Below are 21,704 nucleotides of genomic sequence, written 5' to 3' on the forward strand. Positions count from 1 at the left end.
GGAACCATAAACAGCTGATTCTGGAAATTTATGTCTATGAGTCTATATTATGGTCATCAAACTCGTATAATGGGGTGAAGATGTATGACTAGTAGGATCGAAAAGATTAGATTAAACATAAGAGGAATATTTGAGTCCACTCATCAAATGTTGAAGGAGTGGACTCAAAATCATCCTTCTGTTGTATTTATTTATACTATTTTTTCATGGGTTTCTTTAATTGTTTTTGTTCTCAGCCTATTTTTCATGGAAGACTCACGTAAAATATTCGTACAGTATTTTTGGTCATTTTATGTGATTTTGCAATTTTGGTTGCTATGTCGAAGTAAAACATTAGCTTGGAAGCAATATTCACTTTTCTTTCTGGCATCGAGCTGGTTGATCGTACCCTTGAATTCAATCATTGTCCTTTCAATTACGTGGATGTTCGATGGTCATACCACAAATGTATGGAGTCAAGCCTTTTTAACACCTATCGCAGAAGAAGTATTAAAGTTAATCCCGCTCGCTGTTTATCTATTTTTTTCTAGACGAGCCTCATCATTAAGCTTAAGCGACTATGCCCTAATTGGCGCTGCCTCAGGAGCTGGCTTTCAATTTTTAGAAGAAACAACGAGAAGATTAATTTCTGGCAGTCATTATGGCGTAACATTACTTGGTGGGAAAGTTCTGCATTGGGATTTATTTACCTTATTTCCGGGTTATTTCGAGGAAAGTATTTTTCCGACTCAAATGACTTCGGGACATGCGTTATTAACTGCTATGGTTACATTGGGAATCGGAATAGCAATTAGATATAAACATAAATTTTCGAATTACTGCTACATTCTTCCCGGGTTTCTTTTATTTATGGCCATTTATGATCATATGTTATGGAATGCTAGTTTTCAAGCTCCTAAATTATTTCAAAGTATTCATAAAATACTAGGGAGTGGTTATGCCGCAAAACCATTATTTTTACTAATGCTTATTGCTGCTCTGCTCATTGATTATAGGGAAATGAACTACGTCCGGGATAAAATACCTTTACTTAAATACGAAAAAGTCATAAATCCTTTTACCGAACTCTGGAATCTGATCGTAGCCTTACTTAATGATAAACAACGATTCGGTTATTTATTATATTTTTATCGTGAACGCAGGGAACTAGCTTTTACATTCTTACACGGTAATGCTGAAGCAAAGGAACGGGTAGCATTATTGAAGACAAAAGTTCAGAAATATTATGGAGCGTTAACGATTAGTGCAATAACAGTATTTATTGCACTTATTATTGGTGGATGGGAAAGCATATATAGCAGCTATGAATCCTGTTTTGCTTGTTTATTTGATTCCTTGCAATTTTGGTGGGATAGATTATCCGGATGGGAGAAGGGGATCATAATTGCCGGAGCATTTGCCTTATCGGTGCCCTTCTTGGGAATCTGGTCGGCTATTGGTGCTGTTTCAATGGGGATGGGAGTTGTGGCAAGCGGGCATCAAATATCAGATATGCTCCGAAACCCTAAAAAACTACTTACACCTGAGTATGCAGCAGCAGCCATTTTTACGCTTGGATTAAGGCGTTTTCCATTTGGTAAGATTGTTTCAGCAAAAGTTTTAAAAACTGCAAAAGGGTTCACAAGACATGAATTTACAACGCAAGGCGGACTAACTTATAGAACAACGCATGGTAGTATGGGGGAACTTCGCTCTGTTTTTGCCAAAATTGAACCACATCATCTTAAAACAGGGACAGATACAAATCGTGCCTCTAGAAGATACGCACGATCTCTGGGTAAACAAACAGACGATGCTGGTCATGCAATTGGCAACAATCTTGGCGGCCTAGGTACAAGGTTTTCCGGAAATATTTTCCCGCAAAATTTAAGTGTGAATAGAGGAAGATTCCGGCAATTTGAAGAAATGGTTGCAGATGAAGTTCAAGCAGGTAAAACTGTTTTTGTTCGTGTTGTTCCAAAATATACGAGTGGTTCTACGAGGCCTTATGAAGTTGTTTATAATGTAAGAATAGATGGTCAGACAATCACAAGGGTTTTTCCGAATCCATAAATGGATGAACATGCTACCGTTGTTGGGAGGATAAGTCTGTAATACTGAACTAGGAGATGAAAAGAATGGAGTCTAGTTATGTTTTAGAGGTTGCTTCAATCGATACAAAACAAACAGAAAATGATTTATCGTTTATTGGTGGCCAACCTTGCATTCCTGAGTCAATGGAAATTCCAGTGTGCCAATTATGCGGTGCAGAACAAACCTTCTTTTTTCAAATTGCATTTCCACAAGACCATTTTTGGCATGGCTTTTCTATGGCTGTATTTGCCTGTACGGCATGTGCCCATGAAGAATATTTTATTCCTGAAATGCTGCAGGAAGTTTTACCGGGAATAAATATTCCAAAAGGTTTCCTTGAAACATATCAGAAAAACTTTAAGATAAATATTTTTGAAACAAAAGAAGGCATCATTAGAAAAGATTATAAAGAGAAGGTTGAATTTCAACGTTGGAATCTCAAACCTACATCAGATAGCAATCTTGCTCATAATAAGCTTGGTGGACAGCCTAACTGGCTATTGGACGATGAAGCACCGGGAACTTACATGGATTCAATTCCTATGTTTTTTCTGATGCAGTTTATGGAAGGGATGAAATTTAAAATAGTAGAAGAAGCTCCCCCACAAATTATTTTAAATTTAAGAGGGAACCCGGAGCCTTCGAAGCATCGTTATTATAAGCTATTTCTAGCAAATTATTTATATTTTTTTGGGACAAAAGATCGTTCAAATCCGCTTGTATACGTTCTTACACAAATTTAGCAAACTACAAAATAGTGGTACGGCAAATGGAGTATAAGGTACAAGTCTTATTAATATAAATGATAAGAAGTCCTCATCAAAATGTTTGGTTGTGATTTATATGATTCAAAAGAAAAAGCTTTATATTTATTCCGGATTCATTTGGTGTGTTCTTTTTGGGGTAATGAGTTTTTATTGGGCACTAGGAGGAATGGCAGGAGTAAAATCATTAGGTGGTTCAATCTATCAGCATGCATTGAAAAGGGAAGCGACTTTTATAGCAATTGTTTGGTTAACTGGATTTATGAAGCTAGGTGGAGGACTATTTTTGCTTTTACTTTTAAAGGTTTGGTCGATAAAAGTACATCGTATACTATATTACATAGCATTATTCGGAGGGATTTTTTTAGTTTTGTACGGCTTGGCAAACTTTGTATCTCTTTCTCTTGCTTTTACCGGACTATTATCAATGCAGATTGAAGGCTATGCACTTAAGTGGAGACTCTTTTTCTGGGAGCCTTTTTGGATGCTAGGAGGGGTTTTGTTTATTCTATCTAGTATAAAGTTTAACGAAGAGAAGAATGTTTCGATTGTCAAAGGGCATAAAATTTAGGAGGTGCCATGATAAAGATTAATATTTTTCGAGTTTCAGAATTGCTGCTCGGTTTGATCTTCTTATGTGCTGGACTGAATGGGTATATCGTTTTGTTCGGATTCAATCCTCTTTTTCCAACTAGTCCAAAAGCAATGGAATTTCTGGGAAAAGGTTATTTACTCGCTTTGGAAAAAACACCGGAAATTGTTTGTGGAATCCTTCTAATCATCCGCCGTTTCGTACCATTAGCTTTAACAATTTTAGCGCCAATCATCATTAATATTTTAGCGTTTCATATTTTTGTGGATAACACACTTCTTCCATTAGCAGTACTGCTTTTTTTGCTTGAGTCGGTGTTGATTTGGAGATACAGGAAAAGCTTTTTAGGTTTACTCGCCACAGATAAAAATTCGTAGAAAAACAGCCAGCGTAAAAATATAGATATTCATACTTCCATACTAGGAACTTAGGAATATTTACTTTTTTCAAATGAACAGCTACCATAAATGTCGAACAATAAAAACTGAATATGTTTGTTGCACTAGGGGAGCCGAAAAGGCTGAGAAGAGCGAGGAAGAGCGTTCTAATCCCTCATTACTCGATCTGGATAATACCAGCGTGGGGAAGTGCGGCTTTATGACGGTATTGTTTTTTATCATTCCGTAAATCGCTGCATCTTCCATTAAGGTGCAGTTTTTTTTATTGCCTAGGCTCTTTTCCCAAACAATGTTGCATTTAGACGTAAATCTCAATAACGAGAAAAAGGTTTTATCCTTGGAACTGATATGTAAAAAAACAAAACAGGAGGTATTCATGTTGTCTCAATCTATTTGTGGTAAAAGTCGTATTGTTGGTTTCAGGTTCTCACTCTACCCAATGAGTGACCAGTTTGTCGATGTTATCAAAGGTGCTTTAAACGAGACGGACACATCGAAAGTATGGTTAAAAACGGATGATATCAGTACGTGCATTCGTGGGAAGGCGGTCCATGTATTTGATGTAGCGAAGGCTGTCTTCCTACATGCGGCGAAAACAGGACTGCATGTTGTGATGAACGGGACTTTTTCAATCGGCTGTCCCGGAGATTCAGAAGGTGACTCATATATGATGACAGACGATGAGCGTAACAACGAAGCAAATTTGTCTGAGTTAAAAATTGAAGCGCCGACACAGTTTGCATTGTACCCGATGAATGAATCGAGCTACATGGATTTGATTGCAGATGCGGTAGAGATTGCGAAGGAAAAAGGGACATTTTCAGGTGGTGTTCACTACGCCAGTAGGCTTGATGGTGATACTCACGATGTGTTTGCTACATTGGAAGATTCATTTATGGCTACACAAGAAAAAGTAAGTCATGTTACGATGACTGTCAATATTGCCGCGAATAGTCCGTCTAGAAAAAAAGCATGATTAGGAGATGTCAACATGTTCAAATGGAATTTGCGTGAAATCGTCGTCATGTCTACGTTGGCGGTTGCTTTCGCCATAGTATATTTATTATTTTTCCAAGTTGGAAATGTCATGGTCGGTTTCATGGGGCCAATAGGATATGAGCCGATTTTTGGAATATGGTTTATAGTTTCGATTATCTCTGCTTATATCATTCGAAAACCAGGAGCTGCATTTCTTTCGGAAACTATTGCAGCCTTTATTGAAGTATTAATAGGAAACGTAAATGGACCGAGATTAATATTGTCCGGAATGATTCAAGGTTTAGGTGCGGAACTTGTTTTTGCGGCCACTGGATGGAAACGATATTCTGTCTGGGTTTTAATGGCAGCTGGAATGGGGTCTTCCGTTTTTAGTTTCGCGTGGGGGTATTTCCTTTCTGGTTTTCAAGCATTGTCGCCTCAATATGTGCTATGGATGTTTATTATCCGACTCATTTCTGGAGCTTTGTTTGCAGGATTATTGGGCAAATATATTAGCGATGCGCTCGCGAAGACGGGAGTGCTAAACGGAATGGAATTAGGGAAAGAAAGGAAAAGGAGAAATGCAGCATGACTGGTTTATTGGAAGTATGCAATTTTTCCTTTTCTTATGATGAATCAGAACCTCCTATCTTAAACGATATTTCCTTTTCACTTGAAAAAGGTGAGAATCTTTTGCTAATGGGGCCGAGTGGGTCAGGGAAAAGTTCGCTTGCACTATGTGTAAATGGGCTTTTTCCTCGATCCATTGATGGAATAAGCACAGGAGATATTTATATTCTTGGTAAAAAAATTGAAGAGTACTTACCTGGAGAAGTTAATCAATATGTTGGAGTAGTCTTCCAAGATCCCGAAACCCAATTCTGTATGTTAACAGTCGAAGATGAAATTGCTTTTGGATTGGAAAATATTAATTTACCTCGGGGTGAAATGGCCGAGCGGGTAAAATGGGCAGCGCGGTTAATGGGAATAGAAAGCTATTTGTCTGTTAATATAGCTACCCTTTCTGGAGGATTGAAACAAAAAGTAGCATTGGCCTGTGTCTTGGCGATGAAACCGAGATTAATCATTTTAGATGAACCAATATCTTTTCTCGATCCTTTGTCGACTAAAGATTTTGCTAAAACCATTCAGCGGCTGCAAAAAGAATTACAGTTTTCACTGATCGTTATTGAGCATAAGCTTGATCACTGGATTAACTTTATAGATCGTTGTTTAATCCTTTCTAATAATGGAGAAATAATGTTTGATGGGGATTCTCAAAGCTGCTTCCGTTCCCATTTGAAACAGTTAAAAGAGCTGGGAATCTGGTTGCCGCAAACTTTTTTATACAAGGAACAATTTTTAACCTCTCATAAAATTCCTTTTACCGTCGAGGAACTCATTGAGATTTTGGATGAAGTGCCGGTAATAATTGAAAAATTAACTCCCCCAAAAGAAATAATCCTAGAAGCTAAAAATATTTCTTTCTCACGAAAAAAGAAAAGTATCTTGAGAGACATCAATATTAACATTCCTAAAGGCATACTAACTGCAATTGTCGGTCCCAATGGTGCCGGAAAAACAACACTCTCTTATTTATTGTGCGGGTTGGAAAAACCTGCTTATGGAGAGGTTTTATTGCAAAACCGAAAGCTCACTGCCTATAGAGAATTGGAGCTTAGTAAAAATATAGGTTATGTTTTTCAGAATCCAGAACATCAATTTATTACTGAATCGGTATACAGTGAAGTGGCTTTTTCTCTGAAAGTGCAAGGAATGGATGAAAAACGAATGGATGAGATCATTGAAGGAGTACTTTATTCATTCAGGTTGAAACATGTCGAACATCATCATCCATTTTCGCTAAGCCAAGGTCAGAAAAGAAGATTAAGCGTTGCAACAATGCTTGTAGATGAACAATCTTTTATTATTTTGGATGAACCTACCTATGGACAAGATGCTAAAACAACGAAAGAATTGATGATTATGCTTGAAAGGCGGCTTCATTCTGGGACTTCAGCCCTGATGATTACACATGATATGGAGCTTGTAGATTCATATGCTGACTATGTCATTGTGTTAGTCGATGGAGAAATTAGTTTTCAAGGAACTCCATATCAACTATTCTCGGGACCAAAAGAAGTGCTCGAAAAAGCACAGCTCGAGCTGCCTTTAAGATATGAAGTTTCGAAACAATGGAAACTACGAGGTGAATATTTTGCAACTTCAATCTATTAATCCAAGTATAAAAGCATTGGCGGTTATCATTCTTGTGTTGTGTCTTTCATTTGTATTTGATCCTGTAACACCATTCATATTATGGCTCTTAGTATTGGCTGTTACATTTATCTTAGGGAAAGTAAAGCTAAAAAGGTGGCTGTTCTTTTTTTTTCCATTCTTTATTTTGGCATTTGGCTATATTTGGACAACAGTTGTATTTTCCCAGCCACCTGCCGAAATAAGGACTGTTACCTTAGTACAATTAGGACCTGTTGTCATTACAGACTATGGTCTATCCATCGGATTAGCTCTGGGATTTCGAGTATTATGCTTTTCTTGTCTGTCTCTTCTTTTCATTATGACAACCGATCCAATCAAATTTATTCTAAGTCTTACACAGCAATGTAAAATGCCCCCGAAAATTGCGTATGGGATTCTTGCTGGGTACCGATTTTTACCCCTATTAAAGGATGAATTACAAATTATTCGCCATGCTCACAAAGTTAGAGGTGTTAATCGTATGCAAGGATTCAGAGGAAAAATCGAGGCCAAAATAAAGTGCATTATTCCTTTACTTGCAAGTGCAATTAGAAAAGCAGAACGCACGGCGATAGCAATGGAATCAAAAGGATTTACCGGGTCACGTAATCGGACATTTTTTCACAAAGTGACCGTTTGTCGTCATGATTGGTTTTTTCTCTGCTTGATGGTTGGATTATTTTTCGTAAGCTTGTTCATTTCCGTACTTCTTGGAACGTTCAGAGGAATTGGTTCCTTATAAGTCTAGCAATTACGTTGCATGGTTAAAGAAATTAATGACTATATGAAACTTGTGGTATTCTCTAAACCAATAAGTGGTGTAAGTGCTATAATATGTTTTATCAAATGAAAATGAGGTATTCTTTTTGAAAAAATACGTAACAATTGTAGGCTTAATGATAGTCATCTTAGCTATTCCTTTCTTTATTTGGTTATGGACTCCAAGCACTTCCTACCAGGTAGTGATCATGGATAAAGCTGAACCAATGGAGAAACTTCCACAACATTCGGGAATCATTTGGTTATTGAATCATTATAAGTTGAAAAAGGAAAATGGGGATCCTTACCGAACAAACTTAGATTATTATGGAGCCATACGTGATAAAAAAGGCGATAATGTTAAACTACGACACTTCCCATCGGATTTAAAAAATAGTAAGCTAATTTATCTTGCAGATGCATCAGGTTTTACAACGTCCGATCAGCAGTTGGCTAGCGGCGTTAGCAAAGAGGAATGGACCTCAATAACGGAACATGTTCAAAACAATGAAAGCACCTTAGTTACGGAATATAATATATTATCTTCACCTAAAGAGGCGGCAGTGCAAAAAGCTATAACCGATTTTTATCAAATCCAATGGAGTGGGTGGACAGGACGTTACTTTGAGGATCTTACTAAGAAAAACAGCGATATCCCTAAACCGATTATTCAAACCTATGAAAAAAATATAGGGGAATGGAACTTTGATGGTGCAGGTTATATTTTGGTTAATGAAAGTGAAGATGCAGTTGTTGTGTTAGATAAAAAACATGGCGAAATTGGTGATGGAAAACTTCATCTTTCCTTTTCTGGTAAAGGAGAATCTACTTTTAATATGAAAGCAAGTCCTTCTTTTTATGGGTGGTTTGAAATTGTTAAAACCAATAACGAGGAAAATGTGCTTGCCTCCTTTTCATGGAACTTAACAGATAAGGGGAAAGAAACGGTTAATAAATATGATATCCCGAATTCATTTCCTGCCATTATTAATAAAAAAGTAAACAATTCAGATGCTTTTTACTTTGCGGGTGATTTTAGCTATCTTCAAAATGCTCCTGCTACTTATTCTTATGCAGGCTTAGAGAAGATAAAGTCCGCGCTTACTTTCGAATCGTTTTTTCCAGAAAGCAGTTTTTTTTGGAAAACCTATGTCCCTATGATGAAAAAAATAATGAAAGAAGGCGTCACTATTCATAAAAAAGAGCATCCAGTAACTTATGAAGAAAAGGACAATGTCTCTTATCGAACTCGCATTCATAACGATGCTTTTGAAGTGTATGTAGATGGTAAATGGGAACCTATCATGATAAAAGGTGTTAACCTCGGTATGGGGAAACCAGGCTATTTTCCAGGAGAGGCTGCTATTACAGAAGAGGAGTACTATCGTTGGTTTGAAGATATAGGGAAGATGAATGCTAATACAATAAGGGTGTACACTCTTCATCCTCCTGATTTTTACCGTGCTTTAAAACGTTATAATGAATCCCATGAAAACCCATTATATATTTTACATGGTGTATGGATTGATGAGGGGCCTCTTGAGAAAACATTGGATGCGTACACTCCAGAGATCGTAGATGAATTTCAAGCTGAATATAAAAAAATCGTAGATGTCATTCATGGCAACAAAGTGGTTACTCAAAAGCCTGGACATGCTTTTGGAAATTATCAGGCAGATATTTCACCTTATGTAGTTGGATGGGTCATTGGGATTGAATGGTATCCGTATATGGTCGACCAGATGACGACAAAATATAAAGATCAACCGGATTTCAATGGTTCTTACGTATATACTGAAGATGGAAATGGAATGGAACAATGGCTTGCTTGGCAGCTTGATGAATTATCAAAATATGAAATTGAGCACTATAAGGCAATGCGGCCGATTAGCTTCACGAACTGGGTATCAACCGATTTATTGAATCATCCAGCAGAGCCATCGAATATGGAAGATATGGCTACAGTAAATCCTAATCATTTGAAGACGAAAAGTATCGCAAATGAGGTAGGCATGTTTGCTTCCTATCATGTATATCCGTATTACCCAGATTTTCTTAATTTAGAGGAAAAATACTCTTCCTATATTGATCACCGAGGGCAAAAAAACAACTATGCCGGCTATCTGCACGATTTAAAAAAGGCACATGATATGCCTATTCTGATTGCTGAATATGGACTTCCAGCTTCCCGTGGACTCACTCATGTGAATCCTTTTGGTTGGAATCAAGGCTTTCTTACAGAAAAGGAGCAAGGCGAGTATCTTGTTCATCTTTATGAAGATATAAGGGAAGAGGGGATGCTAGGCGGATTGATTTTCACCTGGCAGGATGAATGGTTTAAACGAACGTGGAATACGATGGATTTTGATAATCCAGACCGTAGACCATATTGGTCCAATGCTCAAACAAATGAGCAGCAATTTGGACTGTTAAGTTTCGACCAGTTGAAAATAAAAATAGATGGTGATCAATCGGATTGGGACGGAATTGAGCCAGTTTATTCAAAGCCAGACCAACAATTGCAGCAAGTTTTTATGAATCATGATGAAAAATATGTATATATCAGAATGGATGTAGAAAAGCTTGATGATTCATCAATTGTTCTATTATTCGATGTAAATACAGATCAAGGCAACAAGAAAATTTCATCTATCCCACAAATAAATCTATCATTCGGGGCCGACTACCTTTTAAAAATTGAAGGAAAAGAAAAAGGGGAGCTTCTTGTAAACAGTTATTATGATACTTTCCTATACCAGTATGGTATCCAGTTAAAAATGCTTGATCCTTTGCCTAAACAACCAATCGATAATAGCGGTACATTTAACCCAATTCGTTACGCGTTAAACAAAAAGATGGTAAGGCCGGACACGAATGAAATTCTACCATTTGAATCATATGAAACTGGTAAATTGCGTCATGGAAATGGAAATCCGGACTCTAAAGAATATGATTCTTTGGCAGATTATTATATCAATGAGGAGAAGGGAATCATTGAGATTCGCATCCCTTGGCTGCTATTGAACGTAAAGGATCCGAGTCAACGAGAGGTGATGGGTGACCTCTATGAAACAGGAATGAAAGGATCGAAGGAGACAGATGGTATTTCAATTTCAGCACTCCTGTTAGACAAAGACAACCATTTGAAAGAATCATTTCCACAGGTTGATCCTAGTACGAAAACGATATCAGATCCTTATAAGTATCAATGGGAGAAATGGGACATGCCTGTCTCAAAAGAAAGATTAAAACAATCATACGACATTGTTAAAAAATTCTTTTCTACAATCAATTAAACAAACAACCACAAGTCGATTGCGATTTGTGGTTGTTTGTTATCTTACTTATTATATTTTTGGAAAAAGAACTTCGCCATTTCCTCCAGAAATGCTGGCTTGTACAATGGCATCAATCGTTTTAGATAACTCATCAGGTGGATACGGTTTTGTTAAATATTTTTCTATATTATATCTATTCATATTATTTTCATCTATATCAAGTGCAGAGGAAATGATAATAGGAATATTTTTGGTTTTATCTGTGCTCTTTAATTTCTTGATGAGATCCCAACCGTTCATGTCGTCCCCTAACATTAAATCAATGACAAAGCCAACAAGCGGTAATTTTAAAGCCTCTTGATAAGCCATTTCCGGATTGTAGTGATGAATAACATTAAATCCCTTCCTTTTTAATTCATCTGATAAAAGAAGGGCAATGCTTGAATCATCTTCTACCATAATCACATTTAAACCAGTATGGTTCAGTTCGAGGTCTTCGTGTTGTTCAGTTTGCCGTTCGATGACGGGCAATGTGATAAATACGGTGGTACCTTTCCCTTCTTTAGATTCAATCCAAATTCTACCTCCATGCTGTTCAATGATTTCCTTGGAAATAGCAAGTCCCAATCCAGTACCGCCTATTTTTCTTCGTTCACTATTATCAATGCGTTTAAATTTCTGAAATAGCGTGTGAATATCTTGTTCAGATATGCCTAATCCTTCATCACTAACGGATATAACAAGCTGGTTATGGTTGTTTCTTAAAGCTATTTCAACAGTTCCTCCATATGGTGAAAACTTAATGGCATTGCTTACTAAATTAGTTAATACTTGAACTAAGCGATCTTTATCACAACGTACAATATCATTCGCTGCCTCATCAACAAGATAGATGGAATGATTTTTCTCATGGATAAATTGATGGATTACATCGAGAGTAATCTCACCGATTCGACAATTCGACATATCGTATTGTTGTTTGCCAGATTCCATACGTTGAATATCGAGAAAATTATTGATTAAATTTGTCAGACGCTGGGCTTCTTTTTGAATCGTAGTAAGATATTTGTACTGACGTTCAGGTGTGACTTTTTTGTTGAGCAATAATTCCGTAAATCCAAGAACACTTGATAAAGGAGTACGGAGTTCATGGCTGACGGTACTTACTAGCTCTGATTTCATCTGATCAACTTCATGCTCTTTTGTAATATCACGGTGAACAAAAATAGTTCCGACTCTTTCATTGTTTCGACAAACTGGAGATGCATAGACATTCAGAAATGTTTCCTTAGGTTGTTTAATGGAATAACATAAATTCATTACTTCTGTTGTTTTTTCTGACATAGCGTCATTAAAAAATTGCTCTAGTTCCTCTTTGTTATCTGCGGTATCAAGGAAAGTTTCTATCCACTCATGAACAGGAATTTCGCTGTTATGTACCCAATCTGTCTGAAGGATGTTATTACATAATGTTTCATTAAATTGAAGCATAGTCCCATTAATGTCAACGAACTGTATTCCTTCATTTACATTGTTTACGATATCTTGATTTAACTTCCTAGAACTTTCTATCTGTTTATAGACTAATATTCGTCCGATTGAGAGTGAGACACGCTGAAGAATACCGATTAATTCTTCAATTTCTTCCTCATGAATAGGTGACCCTAATCTTGTTGCGCAAAAAACAGCTAGTATTTCATCATTTGAATCAAATACTCCACTATACAAGTCGTAAGCATAAAAAGGTTGCTCTGCAATTCCATTTTCTTCATTCGTTACAGTACGTTTAATCACGTATGCTCTTTCTTGTTTTAATCGCGCTTTATTGATCACTGCATTTTCGTTTACAACTCGTTTTATTGTTTCGTCTGATAATCCATGAGATGCATAGATTTTTTCATCAGTAGTCCAAAAAATGCTTGCATCAAAAGGATATAAATCCTGTAAATACTGTTGGATAGAGTTAATGAGTTTTTGTTGATCTAATGTGAAAGTTAAATCATGGTTTAGCTTATTTAAGCGTTCAAGGCGATTCGTTGTTTTCTCTTGTACATTTAAGGATGTTTGTAGTTTTTGCTGATGTTCTTCAAGCTCAAGCTGTTGAGCCTGCAGTTCTTCGTTTTGTGTCATCAGCTCTTCCTCTTTGGATTGTAACGATTTTGCCATCTCTGAGAAGGAATGCATTAACTTTCCAATCTCATTTTTGGGATTCATTTTGGAAGTGAATGAAATAGGCTTACCTAAAGCTAATTGTTGTGAAGCTGCATCCAATTCTTCTATAGGTTTAATGATTCGATTTAAGATGACCCACATAGCAATGGACAATGCGATAAATCCAAGACTAAACAAGAGGGCGGAAATAAGGGTATAACTATTCGATTTTTTCATTATTACTTCATTTGCTTTATTTAATTTGCTAATATTTTCATCTTTATACGAATTAATTCTCAACAAAAATCCATTTACTAAATCACCAGATTCACCATGTGATAATTTTTGTAAAGCACCATAATCATTGGCATTTGCAAGCGCTAATCCTTTTGGAAGGACCCCGAAACGATATTTTTGATAAAATTCTTCTAATTCGGATGCTAAATTTCGATCCTCTTCCTCTTCTGCCATTTTAGAAAATTGATTAATCTTTTCTTCTAATATATCTAAATGTTTATTTAACAAAACAAGTTCATAATCATTTTTGAAGGCATAATAACCACGCGCACGAAGGATAACCTCATATAAAGAATGACCTAATTCATCGGCAACCGCAGTTTTCTTTTCGAGGTACTCTTGATCAGCCATTAATTTATTTTGAAGGTCATCAATGTATAAGCCTAAAAGACTCGATAAAATAACCATGATGGCGGAAATGATGAGAATTAGTCTTAATGATTCTTTACGAATGCCTTGATTGTGTTTATTCATTGAAGAATCTCCTCGACAACAGACATTAAATCAAGAGGACTAAATGGTTTTGCCATAAAAAAGTCAGTACCAGCCTTGAGCATTTCCTGTTTATCTTTTTCTTGTGTTTTTGCCGTCAGCATTAACACTTTCAATTTCACCCTGAGCGTTGAAGGAATATGAGTCAACACTTCTATTCCTGTCATAGAGGGCATCATATAATCTAAAATCATTAAATCGTAGTTCTCTTTTTGTAGTTGTTCTAGAGCCGCCAATCCATCTGGGGCTTCGTGAATAATATAGCCCGAATCTTCCAGTGTATCGACAATTAACATTCTTAATATCTCTTCATCATCCACTACAAGTATTTTTTTCATAATGAGATACTCCTCTCAGGTGATTAATCGCTTGATATACCTTTACGTTCCATCTCGCCCCATGACTTCTTCTTAGTAAATGCTAAGAACAGCCCTTCTATTTTTGCGCCAAGTAGAAGGGGACGGTACCAGAAGCTTTCTGTAAGTGCCCAAAAATACAATTTTAATAGATGGGAGATCTTTGGATATTTATGAAAGGTCCATTCTTCCAATAGAACAGACAAGACTGAAATAAGAGATCCATAGACAATGGTAACCCCAAACATGAACAGTGCAATTTTCGTATCAATGAATGAAAAAAGTAGCCCAAAAATAATAATCAAATAACCAAGAGCTTCTATTAATCCACTACACAACTCAACTATTAGAAAGTAAGGTAAGGAAATCATCCCTATTCCTTTATATTTTGGATTGAATAGCATTTTGCGGTGTATAAATAATGTCTCGGCTAAACCTCTTTGCCAGCGTAAACGTTGGCGATGAAGAACGTTTAATGTGGATGGAGCTTCTGTCCAACAAACGGGATCAGGGATATACTCTATACGTTCCTTCGATTTTTCTTCCTGTAACAGACGATGAATTCTGACGACAAGCTCCATATCCTCACCGAGTGTATGAGTATTATAACCACCAGCTCTTATAACGCGATCTTTATTAAAAATGCCAAATGCACCTGAAATGATAAGAAGAATGTTAAGCCGACTTAGTCCTATTCTACCTATTAAAAACCCTCGGAAATATTCAATAATTTGCATGATGACGATAGGCTGTGTAGGCAAATTAATTTCTTCAACTTTACTCTTTGATATTTTACAACCATTGGCGATACGAATACTTCCACCTGCAACAATAACTGATCCGTTCGACTCTACAATGGGCTTCATCGTTTTTATCAATGAGTCAGATTCTAGTATAGAGTCACCGTCAATCGCACAAAAATATGGATATTTAGAAACATTAATACCTGCATTTAACGCATCTGCCTTTCCGCCATTTCGTTTTTTGACAAGAATAACGTCATCAAAAATAGTGGATTGATAGACATCCAGTATTTCGTTTGTTTCAAGATGCTTTCGAATCGCTGGAGATATCTTTTTCATTTGAAAGGTGTCAATCATGACTTCTGCTGTTCGATCTGAAGAACCGTCATCAACAACAATCACTTCAAAATCAGGATAATTTAACGATAACAATGAACGAACTGTACTTGTTACTCCTAACTCTTCATTATATGCAGGTACGATGATGGATACAGGATAGGTTCTTTGTTTGTCTCTAAGCTCATCCGTATAAAGATCTTTATTTAAATCCTTCTCTTTCTCTACCTTTTTGATAGCTAATATAAATAATAAAAAATAACTGAATCCGACGGTCGTCATGTAAATTGTTACTAATATAGTAAAAAAATAAATAACCTTTTCCATTAGTCTACATAGTTCCTCCCATCATCGTTGACATCCATTGCTTCGCCATGTCTCTTGCATAACGATCTCGATGTTGTTCGGCAATATATTGAAGTAACAGTTCCCCGTCTTGAAGCTGACTAATGGCTTGACCAGAGTAATAACGTACCCACCAAACTTGATCTCCGATTAATTGATTTAAAAAAGGTTGAAAACGATTGAGCTTTAATTTTGCACATATTTTTACCGCAAGCATACGTTCCTGCCAAATTGTTGAAGAAAGAAAAGGAGTAATTTCACTAGGATCTACCATTTGATTCATTTCTTCAAATGCTTGTAACACTCGTAATCTCGTTTCTCCATCTTTACTTAATAAATGGCGGCGCACGAATGGGAATCCATTTTGGTAATGATGATTACTTATCACCTGTATAAGAGCACGGAGAATTCGTTCATCATGTGAATTTGAAATCATGTTAATGATTGAATCGATGTGCTTTACTTCATAACGTACCAATATATCAAATAATACTCTTTCAGGGATTTCGGTTTTTTTCACTAAGAAATTAATTAATCCCAGTTCCTGCAAGGAAGCAACAGTTTTCATCGTTTGAACTATCTCTTCGTCCAGTTTGTTCGAGGTGTTTAGTTTTTCTAAAAGTGGAAGGATAAATATTTTTAGTTTAAAAAGCTCAATTAAGGATAGGGTGTTCATCCGTGTAGACCATTGTCGACTTCGCAGTGCTTTTGTATATTTTTCAGTTAATAATGCAGCTGCTAAATGTTGGATACGGATAACATCTTCGTTTCTATTAACATTTCGTAAATAATCGATAAGGATTTTTTCAACGATAGCTAAATCATCGTCACGTCTCACTATTTCTTCAATATCCTGTTCAGGACTAGCCATTATATATTCAAGATAAATAGGCATGAGAGTTTCATATGTTTTTTTTACATATAGCTGACGTTTATTATTCTTGTACTTTCTTATTAATAAGTAACATAGGATGAGTAACTGAGCAGCTGCGATGATCAAAATAAGATAGAGGAGGATCATTGTATTCATTTACAACAGCATCCTTTGTGCAAGGCGCCCTAATCTCGCTACCACCTCTGGAATATTAAAAGGCTTCAGCATATAATCATCTGCTCCTTTTTCTAGTGCCTGTATAATGTTTTTCTCACTTGATCTAGCAGATAACATAGAAATAACAATATTTTTATCAGGATAATCTTTTCTTATTTTGGTTAATATCTCAATTCCATCCATTTTCGGCATAATTCCATCCAATAAAATAATATATTTATCATTTTTGTGATACCATGGTGAATTCAAAAATTGAATTCCATCTTCAAAAGAGTGGATAATTACCGAAATATTACGGCCAAATGCTACGGAGGATAGGCTCTTTTCTAAAATCGTTCTTACCATATAATCATCGTCGATAATGATAAAATGTAATTTTTCCATTATGGATGATTCATTATGCTGTGAAAAGATAGTCACATTATTACGACCACTATTTTTACTTTCAAGTAATGCTTTCGTTGCTTGGTCAAGTAGTCCATCTGTGGTATTATTTTTTTCATTGATTTCTGCAATGCCAACAGAGAAAGTAAGAGAAAACTCATTATTTCTATCTACAAATCTCTTCTTTTGAAAAGTTGTCGAAATACGTTCAATTAAAGCCATAGCTTTTTCTGAATTCGTATCGGGCATATAAAGTAAAAACTCATCTCCACCATATCGGAATAATAAATCAGATTCGCGTTTTGATTCGTTAATAACAGAAGCTAATGACTTTAATACTTCATCTCCTGTGACATGGCCAAATTGTTGGTTTACCTGTTTAAGATGATCAAGATCAATTATACATACGGAGAGAGGCCGTTGGTTACGTGCGAAAGTTTTCATCGCTTTTACTAAAGTATTAATCAAATGCTTTCTATTATAGACGCCTGTCAATTCATCCACGATTACAGCTTTTTGTATGTTTTGCTGCGTCCTCATTCGATTGAGTATAAAGGGGATGAATAATTCGTTTTGAATGGGTTTGGAAATAAAGTCTGTAGCACCAATGGAATAAGCCATAATCCGGTTTTCAAGAGTATTTTCGTTACTCACGATTACAATGGGGGTAAATGATTTACTTGTAGCTGAAACCATCTTTTCCAAAATCGACGTTTCGTGGGACTCTTTAATATTAATATCCAACATGACTAAGCTCGGCCTCATCATATAAAACAGTTCAAGACCTTTATCGATATTTAAGGCAATCATTACGTGAAAACCTTGACTTTCTAAATCTTCCTTAATCGATGTAACAAAATCCACTTCTGCATCAATAAGCAGAATCGTTTTATCTTCGATGAAATGATTGGTATCTTCAATTTTTTTGAATTCCGGAATTGAAGGCAATTCTATTGTCAAACTATTTAACTCTTCTAAGAAACTCATCCACTTTGCCGTTTTCCATTGTTCTAAGCTAGATTCCGACACTAATTGCAGCTTTTCATTTGCAATAGTTGCAATCTGTTCAATGCCTATAGTTCCAGCAGTTCCTTTTAAATTATGAAGAAATAAATAGATTTCTTTTTCAGTTATTTCCTCTCTATTTTTCCATTGCAGGAACGTATTGCGAATTCGTTCTTTTATAAGAGAGTAGTATTTGTCAAAATTCGGCATTTTATATCTACCCCTAGTGATTTTTATAATATAATTATCGTAGCATTAAAAATAAACATAAACGATATTATGAAGAAAATTATTGTTTTAATCATTTAATTAGGCTATTTTCGGAAAGTTTGTTGTTTTTGTATATGCCAAAAAGCCGACTTTTACCTTTACAAGAAGAGCTTGGCGGTTCTTATGAATGACTAAGTTTTGAGCTCCAAATATATTCTTATTATTTTAAATTAAAATAAAATAGCAACAATGTTTAAGAAAAGAGCCTTTAATTATTATCTAGGAATTTCTAGAAAAACCCAAATCATTTGTTCTAAATAAATGAAGATAGTTAATAGGATTCAGGACTTATGGAAGAATAGTTGAATATATTTATGCAGAAATTTCTTTATTTTTAAAAAAGTAACTACAATAGATACATTATTCTTCTATTAGTCACTGATATTCAAACTATATTATGAAAGGAAGAAGACTATGGAAAATATGAAAGTTCTCCTGAGGAACCTTAATGTATTGAAAGGTTCATTGGGCAATTTTAATACAGACGATGTGCCAGAAGATCCTCATGAATTATTTATAGAATGGCTGCATATTGCAATCAAGAAAGAGGTTCCAGAACCACATGCCATGACTCTTTCTACAATTGACGGTAATGGACATCCGGATGCACGAGTATTAATTTTAAAAAATATAGACCAAAATGGATGGTATTTCGCAACTAGTTCTGAGAGTAGTAAAGGAAAGCAATTAGCCGAAGAAGCAAAGGTTGCTCTTACCTTTTACTGGTCATTACTTGGAAAACAAGTTCGAATAAGAGGTAAAGCCGTAGAAATGGGAAGTGAACGGTGTGCGGAGGATTTCTTAGAGAGAAGTGAAATTGCACGAGCAGGTGCGTTAATTGGAAAACAAAGCAATCATCTTATAAGTAGGGAAGAATTAGATGGTGAGTTAGATCGAAAACTTAGCGATGTGAAAGCCAATCCTGATTTAGTATATTCTTCATGGAAACTCTATTGTGTGCAAGCGGATCAAGTGGAATTTTGGCAAGGCAGCTCTGATCGTAAACATATAAGACTTCAGTACAGATTCCACGAAAACCAATGGACCCGTGCGCTCTTATGGCCTTAATCATACTAAAAACAAGGAGTAAAAAATGAAGATCGTATATACAAATCAGATCCCAAAAGCTGGGGAATTATACAATTTATACAACTTTGATGGCTGGGATGATTTCTTAAAGCTAACAAAAGAAGAATTACATCAAGCAATGGCTCAAAGTTGGTTGGTCATTTCTGCTTATCATGAGGATCGGCTAATAGGCACTGGACGTATTATTTCGGACGGAATCATTAATGGATATTTATGCGGTTTGATTGTTCAACCAGATTATCGACATAAAGGGATAGGATCCAAAATTGTTCGAATGTTAGTCGAGGAAAGCCAAAAAGCAAATGTACATATTGAATTGTTCAGCGAAAAGAATAATGCTCCCTTTTATGAAGGACTGGGATTCAAGGAATTTGCAGTAGGCTTGAAACAAATGAATGCAAATAAGGTCGATTGAATTTTAAAAATGGAGGGAAAGATATGCAAACATTTTTTCGTTATAATTGGCAGGTCAGAGAAGATTGGTATCGTTGGTGTGAGGAACTCTCTGAAGAAGAATTGCTTCTTAACAGGACAGGTGGAGTGGGAGGAATTTTGCAAACGCTTTTTCACATTATAGATGTTGAGTGGAGCTGGATACGAGTTCTTCAAGGAAAAACAGATTTTCAGGAGGATTTTGAGGAGTACAAAAGCTTAAAAAGAGTACGGGAGCTCGACGCAAGATTTAAGCCGGAAGTTAAAGAATTTGTCTCTAATTGGAATGAGAGCATGGAGAATAATATACTTCAAGATACAATGCCAGATGGACGAGTTGTCACTGATGCGTGGGGTGAGGTTATGAGACATGTGATCGCACATGAAATTCATCATGTTGGCCAATTGTCCATTTGGGCTAGAGAAATAGGAAAAAAACCCGTATCCGCCAATCTGATTGGAAGAGGACTTGCACCAATACCTCAAAAAAAGTAGTAAAAACTAAATACCTACTCACATGGGGAAATTCCTAAAATTTTCTCCATCACTGTACCCCCTCCATACACCTAACGCATAAGATAATACAATCGATGCACAAAAGGGGTGAAATGGAGTGGGGTTATTTATTAACAATAATGACCATCCGGAAGTTTTTAAAAACAAGGATAAGATTCAAGCGCCGAATCAAAATACTTTTAAAATAGATTATTTATCTGAATTGATGATGCAGCAGCGAGAAGCGAATAAAGTACTAACTCATTCCTTCCTCGATTTAAAAATATTATATGAGCAACAGGAAAAAACACATACAGACCAGTGGACAGAAATCGGAAAGCATTTGGATGAACTACGAGATATTCATTTAAAGCATGAAAAATTTGAAGGCGAAGTGATTGATTGGCTTTCGAAACTCGAAGATAAAAGTTCTAAAGAGAAGGAAGATGAACTTGCTATAAAGCAACAATGGCTTGAACAAATGACAAAATTAAATGAAATGAATAACGAAATTGTTAATCGTTTGAAAAAATCCGAATTTGCTAATGAACAATTGATATTAAAGATCAAAGATCAGATGGATATTCAAATGCAAATGAAAGAAGAGCTTTCTGAACAAAAAGTAATTCAGGAACAAGTTTCTAACAGATTGGAAAATCAAGAGGCATTGACGGAGAAAATTTTAAGAGAAATAAGTCATCTTCGATCAGTTCTGTTCGAGCGTGCCAGCTTTTTAGCCGAGAAAATTGAAAACGGATTTAAGCTAACGTCAGCTTATGTGTATAAGTTAATGAACGGAAATGACCAATCGTTAACATTATTGATGGCCCCTGAAAAAAAGGAATCCAAAAAACAAGAAAGGTGATGCTTATTTTAGGCATCACCTGTTTGTTATATTAAGTGTTATTTTAAAATGTCTTTATTAGAAAGAGGTAATGAAATCACTTTTCCGCCGATTTGGACATGAACATTATCTTTGAAAATAGCTTTCACAATTCCTTTTAAGGAGATGGATGAATTAACAGTTACCGTTTGTTTATCCAGATTTTCTGCCGTCATACCATATCACGCCTTCCTTTTATCTTTGATATATTTATTTATAAAAAAATATATATAAAGTTTATAATACACTTCAAAAAAACATCTTTATTTTTTTA

19 protein-coding genes and 1 riboswitch are annotated in these 21,704 nt (G+C 35.8%); of the genes, 13 read left to right on the forward strand and 6 right to left on the reverse strand.

Annotated elements, in window-relative coordinates; genetic code table 11:
- Window positions 1-84 precede the first annotated feature (84 nt).
- From MT489_RS12865 to MT489_RS12905, 9 genes are all read left to right on the forward strand, one after another.
- Window positions 85-2,052: a DNA/RNA non-specific endonuclease gene (locus MT489_RS12865; RefSeq protein WP_244681966.1), complete on the forward strand. Its 1,968-nt coding sequence runs from the start codon at window positions 85-87 to the stop codon at window positions 2,050-2,052.
- A 65-nt stretch (window positions 2,053-2,117) separates the two neighbouring features.
- A complete protein-coding gene (locus MT489_RS12870; protein WP_244681967.1) occupies window positions 2,118-2,816 on the forward strand; it encodes a hypothetical protein in 699 nt (232 codons plus the stop codon).
- A gap of 100 nt (window positions 2,817-2,916) precedes the next feature.
- Complete coding sequence (locus MT489_RS12875) at window positions 2,917-3,408, forward strand: DUF3995 domain-containing protein (RefSeq protein WP_244681968.1); 492 nt, start codon at window positions 2,917-2,919, stop codon at window positions 3,406-3,408.
- An 8-nt stretch (window positions 3,409-3,416) separates the two neighbouring features.
- On the forward strand, window positions 3,417-3,806 hold the full coding sequence (locus tag MT489_RS12880; protein WP_244681969.1) for a hypothetical protein: 390 nt from the start codon (window positions 3,417-3,419) through the stop codon (window positions 3,804-3,806).
- Between the two features lie 117 nt (window positions 3,807-3,923).
- Window positions 3,924-4,032: riboswitch (TPP riboswitch) on the forward strand.
- A gap of 171 nt (window positions 4,033-4,203) precedes the next feature.
- Complete coding sequence (locus MT489_RS12885) at window positions 4,204-4,803, forward strand: Ykof family thiamine-binding protein (protein WP_244681970.1); 600 nt, start codon at window positions 4,204-4,206, stop codon at window positions 4,801-4,803.
- Between the two features lie 15 nt (window positions 4,804-4,818).
- Window positions 4,819-5,397: an ECF transporter S component gene (locus tag MT489_RS12890; protein WP_244681971.1), complete on the forward strand. Its 579-nt coding sequence runs from the start codon at window positions 4,819-4,821 to the stop codon at window positions 5,395-5,397.
- On the forward strand, window positions 5,394-7,043 hold the full coding sequence (locus MT489_RS12895; protein ID WP_244681972.1) for an ABC transporter ATP-binding protein: 1,650 nt from the start codon (window positions 5,394-5,396) through the stop codon (window positions 7,041-7,043). Before MT489_RS12890 ends, MT489_RS12895 begins: the two co-directional genes overlap by 4 nt.
- A complete protein-coding gene (locus MT489_RS12900; protein WP_244681973.1) occupies window positions 6,985-7,806 on the forward strand; it encodes an energy-coupling factor transporter transmembrane component T family protein in 822 nt (273 codons plus the stop codon). The genes MT489_RS12895 and MT489_RS12900 overlap by 59 nt, the downstream gene beginning before the upstream one ends.
- A gap of 124 nt (window positions 7,807-7,930) precedes the next feature.
- Complete coding sequence (locus tag MT489_RS12905; RefSeq protein WP_244681974.1) at window positions 7,931-11,119, forward strand: hypothetical protein; 3,189 nt, start codon at window positions 7,931-7,933, stop codon at window positions 11,117-11,119.
- Window positions 11,120-11,170: 51 nt separating this feature from the next.
- Here MT489_RS12905 and MT489_RS12910 read toward each other — a convergent pair whose 3' ends face one another.
- From MT489_RS12910 to MT489_RS12930, 5 genes are read right to left on the reverse strand one after another with little or no spacing between them, the layout of a single operon-like run.
- Complete coding sequence (locus tag MT489_RS12910) at window positions 11,171-14,023, reverse strand: ATP-binding protein (RefSeq protein WP_244681975.1); 2,853 nt, start codon at window positions 14,021-14,023, stop codon at window positions 11,171-11,173.
- Window positions 14,020-14,379, reverse strand: coding sequence for a response regulator transcription factor (locus MT489_RS12915; RefSeq protein WP_244681976.1), 360 nt, complete (start codon window positions 14,377-14,379; stop codon window positions 14,020-14,022). Before MT489_RS12915 ends, MT489_RS12910 begins: the two co-directional genes overlap by 4 nt.
- 23 nt (window positions 14,380-14,402) lie before the next feature.
- Window positions 14,403-15,803 (reverse strand): glycosyltransferase family 2 protein, encoded by a 1,401-nt coding sequence (locus MT489_RS12920; protein WP_370876396.1) that lies wholly within the window; start codon window positions 15,801-15,803, stop codon window positions 14,403-14,405.
- A gap of 4 nt (window positions 15,804-15,807) precedes the next feature.
- On the reverse strand, window positions 15,808-16,851 hold the full coding sequence (locus MT489_RS12925; protein ID WP_244681977.1) for a HEAT repeat domain-containing protein: 1,044 nt from the start codon (window positions 16,849-16,851) through the stop codon (window positions 15,808-15,810).
- On the reverse strand, window positions 16,852-18,471 hold the full coding sequence (locus tag MT489_RS12930; protein WP_244681978.1) for a GGDEF domain-containing response regulator: 1,620 nt from the start codon (window positions 18,469-18,471) through the stop codon (window positions 16,852-16,854).
- Window positions 18,472-18,945: 474 nt separating this feature from the next.
- Between MT489_RS12930 and MT489_RS12935 the strand changes: the two genes are divergently transcribed.
- From MT489_RS12935 to MT489_RS12950, 4 genes are all read left to right on the forward strand, one after another.
- On the forward strand, window positions 18,946-19,599 hold the full coding sequence (locus MT489_RS12935) for a pyridoxine/pyridoxamine 5'-phosphate oxidase (RefSeq protein ID WP_244681979.1): 654 nt from the start codon (window positions 18,946-18,948) through the stop codon (window positions 19,597-19,599).
- A 25-nt stretch (window positions 19,600-19,624) separates the two neighbouring features.
- Complete coding sequence (locus tag MT489_RS12940; RefSeq protein ID WP_244681980.1) at window positions 19,625-20,035, forward strand: GNAT family N-acetyltransferase; 411 nt, start codon at window positions 19,625-19,627, stop codon at window positions 20,033-20,035.
- Window positions 20,036-20,058: 23 nt separating this feature from the next.
- Complete coding sequence (locus tag MT489_RS12945; RefSeq protein WP_244681981.1) at window positions 20,059-20,547, forward strand: DinB family protein; 489 nt, start codon at window positions 20,059-20,061, stop codon at window positions 20,545-20,547.
- 118 nt (window positions 20,548-20,665) lie between these two features.
- Window positions 20,666-21,412 carry a hypothetical protein gene (locus MT489_RS12950; protein ID WP_244681982.1) on the forward strand — a complete coding sequence of 249 codons (747 nt, stop codon included), beginning with the start codon at window positions 20,666-20,668 and terminating at the stop codon, window positions 21,410-21,412.
- 38 nt (window positions 21,413-21,450) lie between these two features.
- Here MT489_RS12950 and MT489_RS12955 read toward each other — a convergent pair whose 3' ends face one another.
- Window positions 21,451-21,606, reverse strand: coding sequence for a hypothetical protein (locus tag MT489_RS12955; protein WP_244681983.1), 156 nt, complete (start codon window positions 21,604-21,606; stop codon window positions 21,451-21,453).
- Between the last annotated feature and the right edge of the window lie 98 nt (window positions 21,607-21,704).

This window comes from Lederbergia wuyishanensis (assembly GCF_022900255.1).
In the GTDB taxonomy this organism is placed as follows: domain Bacteria; phylum Bacillota; class Bacilli; order Bacillales; family Bacillaceae_C; genus Lederbergia; species Lederbergia wuyishanensis.

Coding starts and splice junctions, on each gene's coding strand:
- MT489_RS12875 (WP_244681968.1), top strand. CDS start 2,917: ATGATTCAAAAGAAAAAGCTTTATATTTATTCCGGATTCATTTGGTGT.
- MT489_RS12930 (WP_244681978.1), bottom strand. CDS start 18,471: ATGCCGAATTTTGACAAATACTACTCTCTTATAAAAGAACGAATTCGC.
- MT489_RS12890 (WP_244681971.1), top strand. CDS start 4,819: ATGTTCAAATGGAATTTGCGTGAAATCGTCGTCATGTCTACGTTGGCG.
- MT489_RS12935 (WP_244681979.1), top strand. CDS start 18,946: ATGGAAAATATGAAAGTTCTCCTGAGGAACCTTAATGTATTGAAAGGT.
- MT489_RS12955 (WP_244681983.1), bottom strand. CDS start 21,606: ATGACGGCAGAAAATCTGGATAAACAAACGGTAACTGTTAATTCATCC.
- MT489_RS12940 (WP_244681980.1), top strand. CDS start 19,625: ATGAAGATCGTATATACAAATCAGATCCCAAAAGCTGGGGAATTATAC.
- MT489_RS12865 (WP_244681966.1), top strand. CDS start 85: ATGACTAGTAGGATCGAAAAGATTAGATTAAACATAAGAGGAATATTT.
- MT489_RS12920 (WP_370876396.1), bottom strand. CDS start 15,803: ATGGAAAAGGTTATTTATTTTTTTACTATATTAGTAACAATTTACATG.
- MT489_RS12925 (WP_244681977.1), bottom strand. CDS start 16,851: ATGAATACAATGATCCTCCTCTATCTTATTTTGATCATCGCAGCTGCT.
- MT489_RS12900 (WP_244681973.1), top strand. CDS start 6,985: ATGAAGTTTCGAAACAATGGAAACTACGAGGTGAATATTTTGCAACTT.
- MT489_RS12880 (WP_244681969.1), top strand. CDS start 3,417: ATGATAAAGATTAATATTTTTCGAGTTTCAGAATTGCTGCTCGGTTTG.
- MT489_RS12895 (WP_244681972.1), top strand. CDS start 5,394: ATGACTGGTTTATTGGAAGTATGCAATTTTTCCTTTTCTTATGATGAA.
- MT489_RS12910 (WP_244681975.1), bottom strand. CDS start 14,023: ATGAATAAACACAATCAAGGCATTCGTAAAGAATCATTAAGACTAATT.
- MT489_RS12870 (WP_244681967.1), top strand. CDS start 2,118: ATGGAGTCTAGTTATGTTTTAGAGGTTGCTTCAATCGATACAAAACAA.
- MT489_RS12915 (WP_244681976.1), bottom strand. CDS start 14,379: ATGAAAAAAATACTTGTAGTGGATGATGAAGAGATATTAAGAATGTTA.
- MT489_RS12885 (WP_244681970.1), top strand. CDS start 4,204: ATGTTGTCTCAATCTATTTGTGGTAAAAGTCGTATTGTTGGTTTCAGG.
- MT489_RS12945 (WP_244681981.1), top strand. CDS start 20,059: ATGCAAACATTTTTTCGTTATAATTGGCAGGTCAGAGAAGATTGGTAT.